The organism is Burkholderia sp. MR1-5-21, from assembly GCF_053427715.1.
Genome location: NZ_JBSAXD010000001.1, coordinates 87,474 through 105,535, shown reverse-complemented (window position 1 = coordinate 105,535; position 18,062 = coordinate 87,474). Strand labels below are relative to the sequence as shown.

Genomic DNA, 18,062 nt, shown 5'->3' with positions numbered 1-18,062 from the left:
CGAATTGTATTCGTGTCTTTCGTTGCGCAGGGCAATGCGCATGCGCAATCCAGCTACACGCTCTACGGCAGTATCGACGAAGGTGTCGGATACGTTAGCAACATGAAGGGCGGACATGCGGTCGTAACCGGGCCGATCGCGGTTCCCGACAAATTCGGTTTGAAGGGCGCCGAAGATCTCGGCGGCGGCACGCGCGCGATCTTCCAGCTCGAGAACGGCTATTTCTCCAACACCGGGAGCCTGGCGGCCGCCGGCATCCTGTTCAACCGGATGGCTTGGGTCGGGCTGAGCGACAACCGGTACGGCACCGTCACGCTCGGGCGGCAATGGGATCTGACCAACGACGTGTTCACGCCGAACGCGAACGGCGCAGTTCAGTTCAACAACCTGCTGTACCACCCCGGCAACGTCGACAACGCCGCCGTCACGCCCGTCAACAACACGGTGAAGATTGCGAGTCCGTCATGGCTAGGACTGTCGGCACGCGTGATGTACGGCTTCTCCGATCAGGCGTCGATGCAGGGGCGCTACATTGCGACCGCCCTGCTCTATGCATCCGGCCCGCTGCAGCTCGGGGCCGTGTACAGCGATACGCGCGACAAGTCCTACGCATTCAACACGCAGCTCGGCTTTACGTCGTTCCTGGGACAGAACCTCTCGAGCAGCACGCCGTTTCGTGCCAGCAGCACCCGCATCGTCGGCTTCGGCGGAACGTGGACGCCGAACCGGACCTGGTCGATCCATGGCATTCTCGACACCGCGCGCCTTGCGGGCGCGTCGCAGACTGCCCGCGCAACGACCGCCGAGCTGGGCGCAAACTGGAACACGTCGCCGTTCAACACGATTGTGCTCGGCGGCTTCAGGACCTGGTTGGCCGGCCGCACCTATACGACCGCCGGCCTGTCGGACCTGTACCGCCTGTCGGCACGCACGCTGCTGTATGCCGAGGCGACCTTCCAGCATGCGGGCAACGGCGCTCAGGCTGCGATGCCGTCGCTGGCGCCGGCGTCCGGGAGCCAACAGGCTTCGGTGCGCGTCGGCATCCAGCATTTCTTCTGACGCAGCAGCGCGTATTCAGCGGTTGCCGGATATTTCCGTCGCGCGCACGCAGGTCATTTCCCGGATTCGCCGCTGTCGCCGAGCAGCAGGTCGGTCATCAAGTCGGCGATCCGCCCGACATCGCGCACGTCTCCGATCCGCTGGTTGACGACGAAGCCGTCGAACGCCATCCACAGCACGTGAGCGAGCAGCTGATCCTTCGCGAGCTCGGCCCGTGCGGGCGGGAGGATCTCGCCCAGCAGCGACGAAAGTGCCCCTTCGACCGTCGCGAGCAGCGCGCTCGGCTTCTCCATGCCTTGCGGCGCGCCTGACAGCGCGTCGATCAGCGAGTTCGCAAAGCAATGATCCGCCGCGGGGATGTCGCCCCACAGGCCGGTGATCAGCCGTCGCAGTCGGGTTCTTGGCGTTCTCAGCTTGAACACGGATTCGCGCAGCACGCGCAACTGATCGTCCAGCCAGGGTTGATAGATCGCGTACAGAATCAGCAGCTTCGAGTCGAAGTACACATAGAGGTTGGCAACGGTCGTTCCCGACGCGCGCGCAATCTCCGACATCGTCGTCGACGTGTAGCCCTTGCGGCAAAAGAGATCGAATGCCGCGGCGAGAATCGCTTCCTTGACTTCTGCTTTTTTTACCTGAACCACTTGCTCACCCGCCGGAAGCGGTGGCCTCATCCGCCGCTTCCGTCACGTCCTCCTGTCTGGCAATCCGGCTATTCTATCGAAATTCCGCCGTTGTCCATCCGCACTCGGACTCGATTCGTGATACTGCGTAATGTTGTTTCACCAGGCCGCACCACGCGGCATCAGCCGCGTGCCTGGAGCGCCTCGGACCGCTCCGGATCGGCATCTCTCGCGACCCGGACACGCAACGAAACGATCAACAGCGCCGACGCGATGCCGCTCGCCGCGAGCACATGCAACCCTGCCGACGGCGATTGAAACGCGGCTTCGGCAGCCGCACGCACGTTCGGCGCAACGAACCCGCCGAGATTGCCGATCGCATTGATCACCGCAAAGCCGCCCGCCGCTGCCGCGCCGCCAAGATAGCCGGCCGGGAAAGTCCAGAAGATCGGCTGCACAGTCATGATCCCCATCGTCACGAACGATAGCGCGATGATCGCCGCGACCGGCCCCGTATGCGCGGAGACCGTGAGCCCGGCCGCGATAGACAGCGCGGAAATCACCGCAAACGTGCGCCGGTAGCCGGTCTTCACGGCAATCCCGGGATAGATCGCACCCGCGACGATCGCGCAGGCCCACGGAATCGCCGACACGAGGCCGACGTGCAGCCCGACCTTCAGATGCAGCAGCGCGCTGACCTGGGTCGGCAGGTAGAACGCGACGCCATAGCCGGCGATCTGGATGCAGAAATACAGCAGCGCGAAATGCAGCAGCCTGGGATCCGCGAGCGCGGCGCGAAAGCTAGTCTTGCCGGTACGCTGCTTCTCGCGCGCCTCCTCGGCAAGCGCGGCGGTCAACGCGCGCGCCTCGTCGGCCGACAACCACTTCGCGTCCTGCGGGCGATTGCACAGATAGAAGTAGCTCCACACGCCGACGAGCGACGCGAGCAGCCCTTCGACGACGAACATCAATTGCCAGCCATGCAGGCCGAACGTGCCGTCGAGCTCGAGCAGGTAACCGGACAGCGGGCCGCCCAGCATCAGCGCAAGCGGCGAGCCGAAATAGAAGATGCCCATGATCTGCCCGCGCGCTCGCGCGGGAAACCAGTGCGTCATGTACAGCACCGCGCCGGGAAACAGGCCGGCTTCCGCGGCCCCGAGCACGAAGCGGATGAACGAGAACCACGAATCCGTCGTCGCATACGCGGTCGCCGCCGACAGCAGCCCCCAGGTGACCATGATCCGCGACAACCAGACGCGCGCGCCGACCCGGTGCATCATCAGGTTGCTCGGCACTTCGAACAACGCGTACGCGATGAAGAAGATCCCCGCGCCGAATGCGAACGCCGCGTCGCTGACACCCGTCGACGCCTGGTACGCCTGCTTCGCGAAACCGATGTTCGCGCGATCGAGATACGCGAGCATGTACATCAGGATCAGGAACGGCACGAGCCGCCACTTCGCGCGCGAAATCGCCCGTTCGAGCACCGCGTCCTGCGCGGCCGGCTGTCGGCTGGTTTGCATCATGTCTCCTTGATTGTCTTGTGCGACTCGATGGCGACGGCGAGTGCTTTGCCCGCCGCCGTGCGGGCGTCAGATCACCTTGCCCGGATTGAGCAGGTCGTCCGGATCGAGCGCCCGCTTGATCCTTCGCATCAGCGCCAGCTCGGCATCGCTGCGGGTATAGCCGAGCCACGCTTTCTTCGTGATGCCGATGCCGTGTTCCGCCGAAATCGTGCCGCCGAAGCGGCGTACGCACTCGTAGACGATGCGCACGATCTCTGCGGTCGGCTGCGGCGTGTGGCCCGGCGCACAGGCGACGATATGCAGGTTGCCGTCGCCGATATGGCCGTAGAACAACGCGATCGCATCCGGAAAGCGCGCGCGCAGCGCGTCGCCGCACTCGGCGACGAATGCGTCCATGCCGGCGACCGGAAGGCCGATGTCGAACGGTTCGTGCGGGCCGAGCACCTGCGGGAACTCGGCGCACGCGTCGCGCACGCCCCAGAACGCCTGCGCGTCGGCGAGCGATTGCGCGAGCGCCGCGTCCGCCACGACGCCGTCCTCGAGTTGCCGTTCGAGCCACGCGTCGAAGCGCGGCTCATCGAATGCCGGATCCATCCCCTGCACCTCGATCAGCGCGTAGCACGCATGCTCGCCGGCGAACGGCGAGCGCACGCCCGGCACGCGCTGCGTGACGGTCTGCCAATAGTCCGGCCACATCACCTCGAACGCGGACAGCAGTGGCCCGAGCCCGCGGCGCGCAGCATTCAGCAGATCGACGAGCGCCGCATAGCTGTCGAGCGCGCACAACGCGACCATCGTGCAGCCCGGTTTCGGCGCGAGCCGAAGCACGACACGCGTGATTACGCCGAGCGTCCCTTCGCTGCCGATGAACAGATGCTTCAGGTCGTAGCCCGCATTGTTCTTCAGCATCTTGTTCAGGTTCGTGACGACCGTGCCGTCCGCGAGCACCGCCTCGAGTCCGAGCACTAGGTCTCGCGTCATGCCATAGCGGATCACGCGGTTGCCGCCCGCATTGGTCGACAGGTTGCCGCCGACCGCGCACGAACCGCGCGCGCCGAGATCGAGCGGCATGAAGAAGCCTGCGTCGTCGGCGGCCTGCTGGACCGTCTGCAGCGGCGTGCCGGCTTTGACCGTGATCGTCGCGGAGGCCGGATCGATTTCCTCAATGCCGATCATCCGCTCCAGCGACAGCGCGATGCCGCCGTCGACCGGTCGCGCGCCGCCGCAGAGGCCCGTGAGGCCGCCCTGCGGCACAACCGGCACGCGATGGCGCGCGCAGATCCGCATCGCCGCGGCCACGCCGTCGGTGTCGGCCGGCCGCAGCACGGCGAGCGGACGCTGCGGCGCGAGCGTGCTCCAGTCCTTTTCGTTACGCACGGGAATCGCGTCGCCCGTCAGCACCGCGGATGCGCCGAGTGCGTCGCGCAGTTCGGCGAACAGCTCCGCCGTGGTTTCGCTCAAGGCAGGCGCGCAAACCTGTTCAGTCATGTCGAGTCCTCGTTGTTTTTGTCGACCCGCAATGCGGGGCCCGCGCATGCGCCGGTCAATCCGCCAAAGCCGTGGCAAGCGCGGCGGGCAGCGGGGCGTGCGGATCGGCCGCAACGAGCGGCGCACGGACGCGCCGCCAGCCGTCGTGACGACGGCTCACCGCGAGCCAGCCCTTCAGGCACGGCACGAACGGCTGCCCGTCGATCGCCGCGATCAGGTCGGCGATCACGCCATGTGCGTCGTCGCTTGCCGTGTCGAAGCTCGTCCGGACGGCCTCCGGCACGACGTTCGCGAGCCCGCAGATCGTCCCTGCACCGCCTGCGGCGCGCGCGCGGCCGATCGACTGCTCGGCGCCGACATACACGTTGAGCGCGGGATGGCAATCGATCAGCCCGAGCGAATGCGCGAGGTCGCCGCTGCTGTCCTTGATCCCTTCGATCACGTCGCCGTAGCGGGCGCGCAGCGTGCCGATCGATGCGCCGTCGAAGGCGACGCCCGACACCTGCGGGATGTGATAGAGCACGACGCGCAGACGCGGATCGTCAATCGCATCGACGACCGCGCCGATCGCGTCCGCCACGCCGGCGCTCGTTACGCCCTTGAAATAGAACGGCGGCATGAGCAGCACCCGCGTGCAGCCGTGCGCCAGCGCGTGACGGGTCAGTGCGATCGCGTCGGGCAGCGCCGCCGCGCCGGTGCCGACGATCACCCGCTCAGCCGCAATGCCGCTCGCGAGCATGCCCTCGAGCGCCGCGCGGCGCTCGTCGACCGAAAACGACGGCGCTTCGCCCGTCGTGCCGAACAGCGTGACCCCGTGCAACCCGCGCCGCATCAGGTCCGCAGAATGCGCGGCAAGCCGGGCGACATCCACGCGCCCTGCCGTGTCGAGCGGTGTCGCGACCGCGGCGAACACGCCGCCTCCATCGAATGCCATGTGATCTCCCAAAAGTGCGCCCGGCTCGTCATTGCGAGCCGAACAATCAGTGAGTTTCAACTGACATGTTAGTTGGAGCGCGGTGCGGCGTCAAAGGAAAACTGACGACGCCTGAACGCCGTCAGATCTGGAAATTGCCCATCGACCGGTGCCGCGCGTTTTCGATATGGGTGTCGAGCAGGCTCAGCGCCTTCGCGGCATCGCGTGCCTTCAATGCGTCGATCAGTTCGAGGTGCTCGTACATGGTCGGCAGCACGACCTTCGGCTTCAGAACGACATGCTCGAGGCGGATCAGGCGGATCCGCAGGCTGTTGACCCGGTAGATCCCGGAGATGATCTCGTTGTCCATCGCGTCGATCATCATGTCGTGCAGGCCCCAGTCGACCGTTTGCGCATCGTCGAGCAGGCGGTCGTCGATGTCGTCCGCCTGCGCACGCTCGACGATGTCGCGATGGGCGGCCTCGATCCGGGCCAGATCGGCGTCGGATGCAACGCGCACGAAGTTCGCGACGGCCTCGCGTTCGAGCACGAGACGGAGCTGGAATGCATTGCGGATCAGCTTCAGATCGACATGGCAGACCTGCAGGCCGCGATTCGGCACGGTCCGGATCAGGCCCTCCGCTTCGAGGCGCGGAATCATCTCGCGGATCGCGCCGAGCGGCATGTCCGTCAGCGACATCAGCTCGCGCTGGGACACGAATTGCCCGGGCCGGACATTCGCATTGAGGATTTGCTGGGTGAAATTTTCGTAGGCGACGAGCCGCAGCGATTTCCGCTCGTCCAGTTCGGTCTTTGCCGGTGCGGTGGTGCTCATGCCGGTCTCGTAACAGGTAAGTGTGCGGTGACATGTTATCACGCGGTCACCGGCCGCTCCGCGGCATTCGCGCCCCGTTTCTCGATGGCAGTGATGACGCCAGCCGGTGACATCGCCCTTCTGCCGCATCGCGCCGGCGGTCTCGGCCGCCCGCGATCGTTCATCCGACAAGGCGGACGCCGGACGCCGACGGTCGAGCGTTCTGTGGCGAACGCTCCGATCTCGGTGCCGGATGCGGCGACAGGCGCGACGCGCTACTGACACCGCAACGTTCACCCCGCCACGCACGCATGCACGCGGGCCTCGCTCGACACGTCGCAGATCTGCTGAAACTCGCGGCGCATCAGCTTGCGATCGAGCTTGCCCAACGTGGGGGCGTACTTGCCGAGCGAGTAATAGTTCCAGCGTGCGACAAGCGCAAGCAGGATCGCCCCTGAGCGAATACTCGACTCCTTCAGGTTGACCGACGCGATCAGCCACGCGTCCTGCAACAGATCGTACAGCAGCGGCGAGAACGCCGGCCGACCAACGTTGCCGGCGCGCCTGGTTTCGATCGATCGGCCGATCGCGTGTCTGACGAGCGCTGCGTCCACGTTTCGCCGGTGCAGCAGCATCGGGATGTCGGCCTGATCGTCGTCGAGCAGATTGACAAGCAGATGTTCGACCGAAATTTCGTGGTGTCCGTACGCGACGCATTGCCCGATGCCGTTCCCCAGCGCTCGTCTCGTATGCGCATTGAGGCGGTCAATGAGGGGCGCAAGATCGACAAGCATCATGTTGGTTCTCCAGCAAACTGATCGAATCGGCAGCACGGGTCGTCGGGCAACGCCGCTCCCCTGCCGCCTGAGGGTTTGAATGTCGAATGCATGGCGACGTCGCGGCGCAGACGCATCGTCGACGGAAACCGCCGGGTCGAACAGCGCGCTGCGCACGTATCGTCTTCAGGATCCGCTAGGATTGCCGTTCGCGAGCGACGGCACCCGCCGGTTTCATCTCCGCTTCCGCGTGCCGGTTATCGCCCCCTTCCCAGAAGGTGGCATTCGTCACGCCAAGTGCGACCGGGTCGTAGGTCAGCGGCTTTCCGGCGCGCCTTTGCGCCTCGAAATCGCGCAGCGCACTGAGTGCGGGTTTCTGCAGCAGGAAGATCGCGACGAGATTGAGCCACGCCATCAGCCCGACGCCGATATCGCCGAGCCCCCAGGCGACGCTCGCGCTCTTGACCGCACCGTAAAGCGTCGCGACGAGAATCCCGCCGCGCAACAGGAACGTCCAGACGGCAGCGCTGCGCCCGCGGCTGAGATAGGCCACGTTGGTTTCCGCGATGTAGTAATACGCGAGGATCGTCGTGAACGCGAAGAAGAACAGCGCGAGCGCGACGAACGCCGCGCCGAATCCAGGCAGGGCCGATTCGATCGCGAGCTGCGTGTAGCCCGGCCCCGCCTCGATACCGGCGGCACCCGAGAACAGCTTGTCGCCCGTCGGTGCAACCACGTTGTACGCGCCGCTCAACAGGATCATGAAGCCGGTCGCCGAGCACAGGAACAGCGTGTCGACATACACCGAGAACGCCTGCACGAGCCCCTGTTGCGCCGGGTGCTTGACCTCCGCCGCGGCAGACGCGTGCGGCCCCGTTCCCTGGCCTGCTTCGTTCGAATACACGCCGCGCTTCACGCCCCACTGGACGGCAAGGCCGAGCACCGCGCCGAAGCCGGCTTCCAGGCCCAGCGCACTCTTGAACACGAGCGCGATCACGCCCGGCAATTGCTGGATGTTCAGTGCGATCACGACGCCCGCGATCAGGATATAGCCGAGCGCCATGAAGGGAACGACAATCTCCGTGATGCGCGCGATGCGCTTCACGCCGCCGAAGATGATCAGGCCGAGCAGCAGCACGATGATGGCGCCCGTGACAGGTTTCGCGATGCCGAACGAATTCTCGACTGCCGCCGAGATGCCGTTCGCCTGAACGCCCGGCAGGAGCAGGCCGCACGCAAGCACGGTCGCGATCGCGAAGATCGCCGCGTACCAGCGCATCCCGAGCCCGCGCTCGATATAGTACGCAGGGCCCCCGCGGTACTGCCCGTCGCGACGCTCCTTGTAGATCTGCGACAGCGTCGATTCGATGAACGCGGTGCTCGCACCGAAAAACGCGACCACCCACATCCACAGCAGCGCGCCCGGCCCGCCGAACGTGATTGCAGTGGCGACACCCGCGATGTTGCCGGTGCCGACGCGTCCGGACAACGACAGGGCCAGCGCCTGGAACGACGAAATGCCCGCATCGGATGCCTTGCCGGCGCGCATCAGGCGCAACATCTCGAGGAAGTGGCGAACTTGCGCAAAGCGCGTGCGCACGGAGAAATAAAGCCCCGCCGCGAGGCAGAGGAAGATGAGCGCGGGACTCCAGACAATCCCGTTGACGGTATCAACCAGTTGATTCATCGATCAGTTCCGAACAGTCGAGTTGAGCAAGCGCATTGCAGGTTTTCGGGATTCCCGATGGCGCAATCACGCTTTCCCGTTCGATCTGCGCCGACACCTATGCAAAGCTTTTCGTTTTTATGAAACTTCGGAATTTTATTTCGGCATCCGCATTAGTCCTGTTCAGGAAGCGGTTGATGCTCGCGCGATACCGGGATGCGCGATCCCGTCACGCACCCCTCGGCGTGCCACCCTTGTTCGCTCGATACAGGATCGATCGCCGTTCGATCCCGTCGAGCGAGCCGGCTCGCCTCGCTCGACGGAAGAGGCTTCATGAAGATGAGCCGGAACGTGCGGTGCGACGTTCATCGCACGGTTCTAGAACCTGTATGTGACCCCAACCGTGGACAACACCGAAGTCCGCTTTTCGACGATCGGGCTGTCCGCGGCGTCACCCACGAGCGACTTGACGCCCACGGAGGCGATGGTGCTCCAGTTCTTGTTCAGATGGCGGATCCACGCCACGTTTGCTTCGACGCTCTTGAAGCCATGCGATATGGCGTACGGCGTCAGGTTGCCGTTGCTGCGCATCGCCTCTGCGTCCGTCACACCGAAGTAGGTACTCATATGACCGTTGTTGCCCCACGTCGTACCGACTCCGACACGCAACACGTCCTTCTGCGTCAGGGCCGCCGTATAGGCGCCTCCCGCGCGCACCGTCAGTCCATAGCCGCTGTGCGTCGCCTGCAATACCTTGACCGACGCCGACCATGGGCCATGCCGCCAGTCGACGAATCCGCCCAGCAGCGCCGTGGTCGAGATGTCGTCGGTCCCGGCCAGCCGATCCGCATCGCCCTCGTCGCGGCCGAAGGCGACCGTCGCCATCAGGCCCGTCGAAAAACCGGCGCCCAACGGGAAGCGCACGCCGGTCGAGAGGTCGTCGACGAAGAAGTAACCTTTTTCGTATTTCAGGATCGGCAGCGGCAAGACGCGATATTCCGATCCGCCTTCGTATTTGGGTGAGACGTTGACGCCCAGGCCAAGCGTCCCTGCCGCATGTGCCGAAGCCGCAAAAACGGCGGAGACGGAAAACAGCATCGCTGTTCGGATGTACTTCATGGGTAGCCCTTCAATTCCACGTTTAGACAAAGCGAATTGTCGCGATGCGCGCGCCGGCGGAACGATGGAAAAAACCCAAACGGAGTCGGAAAATTCGGAATATGCGTGGCATGCCGATGCAGGCGACGCACTCGTGCGCGGCTCCGTCCGGATCGAATGGAGGCCGATCGATCGCCGTCGTTCGGCAGATGCGACACGTGTGCCGATGGCGTCACGCAACGCTGCGAAAACACGCGATGCAGATCCGCCGCGGCACGCCATATCGCGATAAAATGATTGTTTCTGATGAGCGCCACTCCGGACGCTCCCGCTCGCCCTTATGACGCACTATGCGCATCACTCCGGATCGGCCCCCGCGTCGGTGAGCCGCATCCTGCTGATCGACGATCATCCCGCCATGGTTTTCGCGCTGACGACCATCCTCGAGCGTGATCCGCTGCTCAAGGTTGTCGGCACCGCCGAGACGGGCAAGCTTGCGCTGAAGCGCTATCGCGAGCTGAAGCCCGATCTGCTGCTCGTCGATCTCGATCTGCCGGAGCTGGATGGCCTGAACCTGATCGAGACCATCCGGCGCGCGGACAGCGACGTGAAAATTCTCGTCGTGTCGTCGCAAAAGGCCGCGCAATTCGCGACGCGCTGCCAGGCGGCAGGCGCAAACGGCTATGTCGAGAAAGGCGAGGACATCCCGCAGATCCAGAACGCGGTGAGGGCCACGCTCTCCGGCTACAACTGCTTCCCCGCGATCAAGTCCACCGCCACCGCCGAAGGCCCGATCTCCCTGTTGAGCGAACGCGAAGTCTGCATCCTGAAGTACCTCGCGCGGGGCTGGAGCAACAAGCAGATCGGCGATGCACTCTCGATCAGCAACAAGACTGTCAGCACGCACAAGAACAGCATCCTGACGAAGCTCGGGATCACGAACGTCGTCGACCTCGCGCACTTCGCGAAAGCGAACGACCTGCTCTGACGCCGGTGGCCGCGCACCGCACGCGTCGTCGTGCGGCCGCACCCGTGCCGCCGCACGCGCCGCGACCTTTCACACCGAACGAACGTAGCCCGAGCACCGCGTGACGAGTTCGCGATCGAGCGCCTCGATGTGCTCGAACACCGGCTGGCCGAGCGTCGCGAGCGGCACGTCGCCGCCGTCCTGCACACCGGCTTCCGCGACATTGCACGCGTGGACCGCGGCCCGTGCGCCGATCAGGTGGATGGCACTGCGCATATGGTGGACGATCGACACGAACGCGGCACGATCGCCTTGCTCGATGGCGCCCCGCAAGCGTTCGAGATCGGTGCGGTTCGCATCCAGGATGGTCCCGAGAAGCTTGCACTCGTGCGCGGCATCGCCCGCCGAAATGCCGTCGACGACGGCCATGTCGATCAGCTCTGTCGCTTCGGCCCGGCTCGCGGCTCCGTCGCGGCCATCGGCGCCTTCGCCTCTTTCCAGCCCGAGTGCGGCGAGCCTTGCGGCCAGCGCGGTCAGGCCGAGCGGCTTCATCAGGCACATGTCCATGCCCGCGCTGCGTGCGCGAGCCAGCATGTCGCGCTGGATGTTCGCGGTATAGCCGACGATCGGCGTCCTGGCGATGCCGCTTCGCGCCTCTTCGGCACGCAGGCGCTGCGTCAGTTCATAGCCCGACATCTCCGGCATCAGACAATCGGTGACCACCACGTCGAAGGAACCTCGCCACCACGCGTCGAGCGCGCTCGCGCCGTCCGCTGCCGCTTCGACCCGAAAGCCCAGATATTCGAGTTGCCGGCGCAGCACCAGGCGATTGGCGGGATGATCGTCGACGATGAGCGCCGTATGGCCGAGGAACGCGTTCGGCGGTACGGCTTCGATCGTTTGTGTAACGCCGCCTCCCACGGCAGCCGGTGCATCGAATGCCACGCGCACCGTGGTTCCGATGCCGGCCGTGCTCGTCACTTCGATCGTGCCGCCCATCATGTCGACGAGCGACCGGCAGATCGACAGCCCGAGGCCGGTGCCGCCGAAACGGATGCCGATCGATTGATCCGCCTGGACGAACGGCTCGAACAGGCGCGCTTGCTGCGTGCCCGTCATGCCGATTCCCGTATCGGACACGGTCACGTCGACATGAACCCGGTTCTCGCCGGTTCGCGTGATGCTCGCGTGCAACGCGATGCGTCCCTTCTCGGTAAACTTCACCGCGTTCGACAACAGGTTGCCGACCACCTGCCTGAATCGATGCGCGTCGACCACCGCACCGAGTTGCTCCGGATTGTCGATGTTGACCGCGAATTCGACGTTCTTCTGGCGTGCGGGCCCGTCGAATATCCGCGCCATGCCGCGGAGCGCCGCTTCGACATTGCACGGCTCCGCCGCAAGCTCGACCTTGCCCGCCTCGATCTTCGACAGGTCGAGAATGTCGTCGATCAACGTCAGCAGGCCGCTCGCCGATTCGTAGGCCGCCTCGATCGATTCGCGCTGCGAATTGACGGAGACGGGCGACTGTTTCAGCAATTCAAGCACACCCAGGACGGCATTCATCGGTGTACGAATTTCGTGACTGACCGTCGCGAGGAACGTCGATTTCGCCAGGCTTGCCTCTTCCGCCCGGTCCTTGGCCTGCTGCATCGCACGCTCCAGTTCCGCGCGCTGTGTCATGTCGATCCAGCCGCCCATCGTGCCGACAACCGCGCCCGCGCGGTCATGAAGCGGCGCAAACCAGAAGTAGGCATCCATGCTGCGCCCGAGCGGTCGCCACGAACGATCCTCGAATACGGGCCGTCCGGTGCGCATCACCTGGCTGCGGCGCTCGTCGATCCAGGCAAGATCATCGGCGGCGCACATGTCCTGCTCGGACATCAGGCGGCCGATCAACGCGTCGCGGGTCCGGTCGTAAGCGCGCGCAAGTGCTTCATTGCATTCCAGGAAGCGGCCGTCCCTGTCGATCACGCAGAACGGCAACGGCAGGCTCGCGAACAGGTTGACCTGAAACGCCAATTGCTCCTCCAGGTTCGACTCCGCCAGCCTGCGCGCGCGAATCTGCCTGCGCAGAATGTAGATCCAGGCGATGCTCCCCGCGCCCAGCAACGCCATCACGAGCAATGCGATACGCAGGTAGCGCAATCGGGCACTCCAGATCGATTCGGGAAGTCCCTCCGATTGCCATTTCTGCCTGAGCGTGTTCATGCGCAGCGGCGAGTTGCGCGCAGCGCCCTTGTCGAGAAGCGTGAGCAGCGGCGCGGCGGTATCACGTACCGCGAAACCGATCGGAAAATTCGTGCCGCCGTTGGTCGGGCTGATCACGAGCCGGTCGCGATACTTCTGGCGGATCACGTAGCTTGCGGTTTCGATGTTCTGAATGGTCGCAGTCGCGCGGCCCTCCGCCACGTCGCTCATGGCCGCCCAAACATCGGCTGCGACGACGATGCGCGCCTTCGGCGCGAATCGCGCCAGTTCGGCGGCGGCGGGATTGCCTGTATCCAGCGCGACCCATTGACCATCGAGCGAGGCGAGCCCGTTCGCACGCTCCGTATCCGCGCGCGTCACGATCACCCACGGCGACATCGCATACGGCGCCGACGGCCGCCAGCCGCCCATGCCCGCGTCCGAGCGCGGCACGGCAAGCCGCAATTCGGCGCTCTTCAGGCCGGCAGGATCGAATACCGGCTCGAACGTCAGCCCTGTGAGTTCGCCGATGTCCTTCAGCAGATCGACGGCAAGCCCTGCCGCGCCGCCGTCGGACGTCCTGAACACGAACGGCGGCGAATCGCGCGGCACCGCATAGCGCACCACCGGGTTCGCCGCCACCCAGTTCCGCTCTTCGTCCGTCAGCGTCAGGTTGTAGATTCCGTAGTGATTGGAGATGGCGCTCCATCTCACCTGGATCGCCATCTTCCGGCTCGCGGGGATTGCCGCGAGTATCTGGTCGATCATGCCGATCACGACCCGGTTGCGCGCGGTCGCGGCAAAGCGGAAATCGTCTGCGTCGAATCGCGCGAAATCGGTAATCCTGACGTTCAGGAGCTGGAGCTGCTCGATCAGGTAGTTGATGGCCGTCGCGTTGCCGACGAAGCTTTCCGCCTGGCCGAACGCGACGGCATTGAGCGCGCGCTCCATCGTCGGAAATGGCTTGACCGTCATCTCGGGATACAGGCGCCGCACCTCCTCCGCGGGCATCAGGTCCGGTACATAGGCCAGCACATGTTCGTTTTCCCGACCACGCTCCGGCACGTAGAGCGAATCCTTTTGCCGGCTCGCGACGACGGTCTGATTCGTGAAATAAGGTGCGCTGTAGACGAAACCGGGATCGGCACCATGCCGCTGCATGCTCGCCCCGATATCGACCTTGTGCTGGCGCACGGCGTCCCTGAGCTCGGATTCGTTGCCGTACAGGACGATGTCGATACTCGCGCCGGTTGCCCTTTCAATGATGTTCAGATACGACGCGCTGATCCCGTCATGGCGACCTTGCGAATCGACGATATCGAACGGCTCGAGGCCGTGCGACACGATGCCCACCTTGATCCTGCCACCGCGGGCCGCAAGCCACGCCTTCTGCTCGGGCGACAGCGTGACGGGCACCTTGACGTCGACTGCGGCCGGAACGGCGCCCTCCGCCGCCAGCACGGCGCGGCCGCCGATCGACGTCGACAGCGCCATGAAAAGCAGGGCAGCACACCACCGGAGACGGAAAGACATGGCGTCGGAAATACGTTTGAGACGATCGGGAAGCGGGCCGGGGACGCGCATGTGGTGTCCGGCAATGCGCGAGCAATGCCGCTGTCAAAAATGATAGCCGAGCGCGCGTTGGCCGGCACAGTGGCCGCGGGCGACGCGCCAATGTTCAGACGTATGCAGGAGCCGCGGGCGGGGAGCCGGCGACTGACCTCTCGGGCCGCGGCCGCCGAACCTTCTTGCGTTGCCGGATTTCAGCCAGCAAGTGGTGATGCATTCCCCGATACAGCATCGCCAGCGCCTGTTCGAGCACGCCTGCGTCGCGCCATACCTTGAAACGTCGGTGACAGGTCTGGTACGGCGGGTAATCGGCGGGCATCCGGGGCCACGGGCAGCCGGTTACCAACACATAAATCACGCCGCCGAGCACGGCGCGCGCGTCCGTGCGCGGCCTTCCGCGCAGCCTCCGTTGCGGGCCGCCTTCGCCCGCCCGCAGGCAAGCATGGATGCGCCCCCATTCCTCTTGCGTCAGCGCATCGAGCACCGTCAGCGATGCGATCTTCGATTTCGACTTCCCGGCCGGCCTCGCAACGTCGGTCCCGCGCCTGCTCGCATCGCAATCCGCGCTGCCTGTCGCGAGCGCCCCGGACTTCATCTGGTCAATATTCATGCATGCACCTGCCTGATCCCGCATCTTCGGTATTCTGGCGATGGCGATGCCACGCGCGTGCGCCGGAATGCTTGCTGAAAATTGTGCAAGCCGGGACGGGACCGGGCATTGGGAATTTTCCGAAACTCGATGGGAAATGCCTTATTTCGGGTGATCCACCGTCTCAAGCAGGCTCAAGTAGCGAAACAGCTCGCCGTCGGTCGAGACGCCCAGCTTGGCCATGCCCGACCGCTTGTGCCGGCTCACCGTCTTGACACTGCGCTGCAATCGCCCGGCGATGTCATCCGCGCTCAGGCCCTCGCCAAACAATCGCAACACCTCGGATTCTCGAATGGATAGCCGTGCACCCGCGAATTCGCTTCGCCCTGTCGTCTCCTCGACGCTGGGGCGAATCGACGAGCCCAGGTAGCGCCGACCGCATACGGCCGCCTGGATCGCAAGCGGCAATTCGTCCGGCAGACCGCTCTTGCTCAATAACGCGGAAACCCCGCACGTCCAGATCGAACGCAATACGCCAGGCGTGTTGACCATCGTCTGTACGGCGACCGGCAAGTTCGGGAAATGACGCTTCAGATAGGCCAGCAGCTTCAACCCGTCACCGTATCGCCGGCCTGGCATCGCGAAGTCGGTGACCAGAATGTCGCACGGCGTCTCACGCAGAAGCGGGATGAGCGTATCCGTGTCTCGCACGCTGAGCACCACGGTCCCGATACCGCATTTCGCGATCAATGTTTCGGCGCCAAGCGCAAACAACGGATGCCCGTCGGCGAGGATGATACGTAGATTTCCTGGCATTGTTTCTGTACCGAGGTCTAGAGATACTGGATGGGGGCCGGGCGAGGCGTTCCGGCGGCGCTTCAAGGTCTGCATCGAGACCATGCACCGGGGGACTCCGTTGCATCCGGCCCGTCATTCTCTCCCCCTCATCCGCGACCACGCTGGTCAACGTGCAGGATGCGACGTATCGAACAGATTCAAGTTTGATGTTCTCGTTTTATGATAAAAATCCTGGACACGTTTCGATACGGCCGCTGATTTCATCTTTTCTGTTCGAACAAAGTTTGCAGCAATCTTTCATCGCATGCAATATTGATGAAAGGAGTTTTTTAGAGTGCCGTGTCAACCCGCTCGGGTTTCACCATTCCTGCCCTCCTTTCCTGGATGCAAGCAGTTTGCCCGGATCACGACATTTCATCGCCGCGTCAGGATTGCCTTCAGCCGCGCTTTCGCGTCGCCATTTCATGCTCGTTGAGATCGAAACCATTCCGGGACGCGTCCGCCGGCGTGAGCTCAGCGGCGCGCGCCAACAGCTTGCATGCAGCCAGATGATCTTCAGGCCGGTTACATGACTCGACCGCGATCAAGCGCTCGTCGCGGAAGCGGAGCACGCTGAGCCGCCGGCTTCGCGCGCAGCCCACCTGCACGGCACAGTCATCGCCATCGGCCAACCCTGCGATCTGCAGTTTGACGCTACCCTGGTCGCTCCAGAATCGAGCCAACGCCATAAAGGGCATCGCGTTTCCTGCGAGCCGCGCGGCCACGCAGCGCGCCTGGTCGACCGCGTTCTGTACGGATTCCAGTCGTATCGGCCGAGCGCTATGGACACTTGGAAAGTTGGCCACATCGCCGATCGCGGAGATCGCCGAATTGCTGGTCGTCAGGAGTCCATTCACACGGATCCCGTTTTCCACGACGAGGCCCGTCTCGGCCGCGAGCACGACATTGGGCACGACGCCAATGCAGAACACCACGAGATCCGCCGGCAGCCGTCGCCCCTCGCTCGTTTCGACACCAACGACGCTGCCACGCTCTCCGAGCACGCGAACAACAGTCTGGCCGAAATGCAATTCGACACCCCCGCCCGCATGCGCGGCGCCCACAATGTCCGACATCTGCGGCGACAGCGCACGCATCATGGCCCGCTCGCCAGACTCGACGATGTGCACCGCGAGACCCAGCTCGGTCGCGACGGCGGCAAATTCCAGCCCGATAAAACCGGCACCGATGACAACCGCGCCACGCGCACCCCGCATCTTGCGCCGCAACGCGTGCGCATCCGCGAGCGTTCGAAGCGTGAATACGCCATCGAGCGCCGCGCCTTCCATGCTCGGCGCATGTGCGCGTGCCCCCGTGGCAAGTACGAGGTGATCGTACGGGAATCGACCGCCGCTCACCAACTCGACGTGGTGCGTCCGCCGGTCAATTGCGCCGACCCGCGCTTCAACACGGACGATACGGTGTCGTTCGAACCATTCCGGCGGCTGAAGTTGCAGCGCTTCCGTCTCCGTCTTGCCGAGCAGGCAGCCCTTGGAAAGGGGCGGCCTCCGATACGGCAAGCCAGCCTCGTCGCCAATCAGCGTAATCTGGCCGTTGAAGCCTTCCTGCCGCAGCGACGCCGCCGCCTGAAGCCCGGCATGGCTTGCACCCACGATCGTGACGTAGTCCATTGACATGTGAATTTCCCGGTATGTCCGGCGGCTCTCTGACGTCCGCAGATGACGCCTGTCGTTCAAACCTTCCGCCTGTTCTCGAACATCACGCCTGGTGCCGCGCAGTCGCCGGGTTGCCCGATCGGCGCCTGCGCTCACGCGCCTTCACGTGCCCGATTCCTCGAAGCCGTGCTTGCCTACCGCACATTCGGGACACAACCAGTCCGACGGCAGATCCTCCCAGACGGTTCCCGGTGGGATTCCCTCCTCCGGCAGGCCACGCCCCTCGTCGTAAACAAATCCACAAATCAAGCATTCCATTTTTTTCATAGCC

Annotated in this window: 15 protein-coding genes; 2 read left to right on the top strand and 13 right to left on the bottom strand. The window is 64.5% G+C overall.

What is annotated here, in order from left to right; genetic code table 11:
• Positions 1–12: 12 nt before the first annotated feature.
• Entirely contained in the window at positions 13–1,059 is a 1,047-nt protein-coding gene (locus ACV229_RS00415; RefSeq protein WP_448081137.1) for a porin, read from the top strand.
• A 53-nt stretch (positions 1,060–1,112) separates the two neighbouring features.
• Here the strand turns inward: ACV229_RS00415 and ACV229_RS00410 are convergent, their stop codons facing one another.
• The 8 genes from ACV229_RS00410 to ACV229_RS00375 form a co-directional block, all read right to left on the bottom strand.
• Entirely contained in the window at positions 1,113–1,733 is a 621-nt protein-coding gene (locus ACV229_RS00410; protein ID WP_448081136.1) for a TetR/AcrR family transcriptional regulator, read from the bottom strand.
• Between the two features lie 131 nt (positions 1,734–1,864).
• Positions 1,865–3,205 (bottom strand): MFS transporter, encoded by a 1,341-nt coding sequence (locus tag ACV229_RS00405; protein WP_448081135.1) that lies wholly within the window; start codon positions 3,203–3,205, stop codon positions 1,865–1,867.
• A gap of 69 nt (positions 3,206–3,274) precedes the next feature.
• Positions 3,275–4,696: an FAD-binding oxidoreductase gene (locus ACV229_RS00400; RefSeq protein WP_448081134.1), complete on the bottom strand. Its 1,422-nt coding sequence runs from the start codon at positions 4,694–4,696 to the stop codon at positions 3,275–3,277.
• Positions 4,697–4,751: 55 nt separating this feature from the next.
• Positions 4,752–5,630: a dihydrodipicolinate synthase family protein gene (locus ACV229_RS00395; protein ID WP_448081133.1), complete on the bottom strand. Its 879-nt coding sequence runs from the start codon at positions 5,628–5,630 to the stop codon at positions 4,752–4,754.
• A 121-nt stretch (positions 5,631–5,751) separates the two neighbouring features.
• Positions 5,752–6,444, bottom strand: coding sequence for a GntR family transcriptional regulator (locus tag ACV229_RS00390; protein WP_448081132.1), 693 nt, complete (start codon positions 6,442–6,444; stop codon positions 5,752–5,754).
• A 272-nt stretch (positions 6,445–6,716) separates the two neighbouring features.
• Positions 6,717–7,376, bottom strand: a complete 660-nt coding sequence (locus ACV229_RS00385) for a Clp protease N-terminal domain-containing protein (RefSeq protein WP_448081131.1) — start codon at positions 7,374–7,376, stop codon at positions 6,717–6,719.
• 19 nt (positions 7,377–7,395) lie between these two features.
• Entirely contained in the window at positions 7,396–8,886 is a 1,491-nt protein-coding gene (locus ACV229_RS00380; RefSeq protein WP_448081130.1) for an alanine/glycine:cation symporter family protein, read from the bottom strand.
• A 357-nt stretch (positions 8,887–9,243) separates the two neighbouring features.
• The gene (locus ACV229_RS00375) at positions 9,244–9,984 is read right to left on the bottom strand and encodes a MipA/OmpV family protein (RefSeq protein WP_448081129.1); all 741 of its coding nucleotides are present in this window, start codon (positions 9,982–9,984) and stop codon (positions 9,244–9,246) included.
• 319 nt (positions 9,985–10,303) lie between these two features.
• Between ACV229_RS00375 and ACV229_RS00370 the strand changes: the two genes are divergently transcribed.
• A complete protein-coding gene (locus ACV229_RS00370) occupies positions 10,304–10,951 on the top strand; it encodes a response regulator (protein ID WP_448081128.1) in 648 nt (215 codons plus the stop codon).
• Between the two features lie 69 nt (positions 10,952–11,020).
• On the opposite strand, the gene ACV229_RS00365 is transcribed toward ACV229_RS00370, so the two are convergent.
• The 5 genes from ACV229_RS00365 to ACV229_RS00345 all read right to left on the bottom strand — a co-directional run bounded on the left by ACV229_RS00365 (position 11,021) and on the right by ACV229_RS00345 (position 18,049).
• Complete coding sequence (locus ACV229_RS00365; protein WP_448081127.1) at positions 11,021–14,653, bottom strand: ATP-binding protein; 3,633 nt, start codon at positions 14,651–14,653, stop codon at positions 11,021–11,023.
• Between the two features lie 145 nt (positions 14,654–14,798).
• Positions 14,799–15,323 carry a transposase gene (locus ACV229_RS00360; RefSeq protein ID WP_448081126.1) on the bottom strand — a complete coding sequence of 175 codons (525 nt, stop codon included), beginning with the start codon at positions 15,321–15,323 and terminating at the stop codon, positions 14,799–14,801.
• Between the two features lie 117 nt (positions 15,324–15,440).
• Positions 15,441–16,178 (bottom strand): response regulator, encoded by a 738-nt coding sequence (locus ACV229_RS00355; protein ID WP_448081125.1) that lies wholly within the window; start codon positions 16,176–16,178, stop codon positions 15,441–15,443.
• Positions 16,179–16,513: 335 nt separating this feature from the next.
• Positions 16,514–17,752 (bottom strand): NAD(P)/FAD-dependent oxidoreductase, encoded by a 1,239-nt coding sequence (locus ACV229_RS00350; protein WP_448081124.1) that lies wholly within the window; start codon positions 17,750–17,752, stop codon positions 16,514–16,516.
• 141 nt (positions 17,753–17,893) lie between these two features.
• On the bottom strand, positions 17,894–18,049 hold the full coding sequence (locus tag ACV229_RS00345; protein ID WP_448081548.1) for a rubredoxin: 156 nt from the start codon (positions 18,047–18,049) through the stop codon (positions 17,894–17,896).
• Positions 18,050–18,062: the final 13 nt, after the last annotated feature.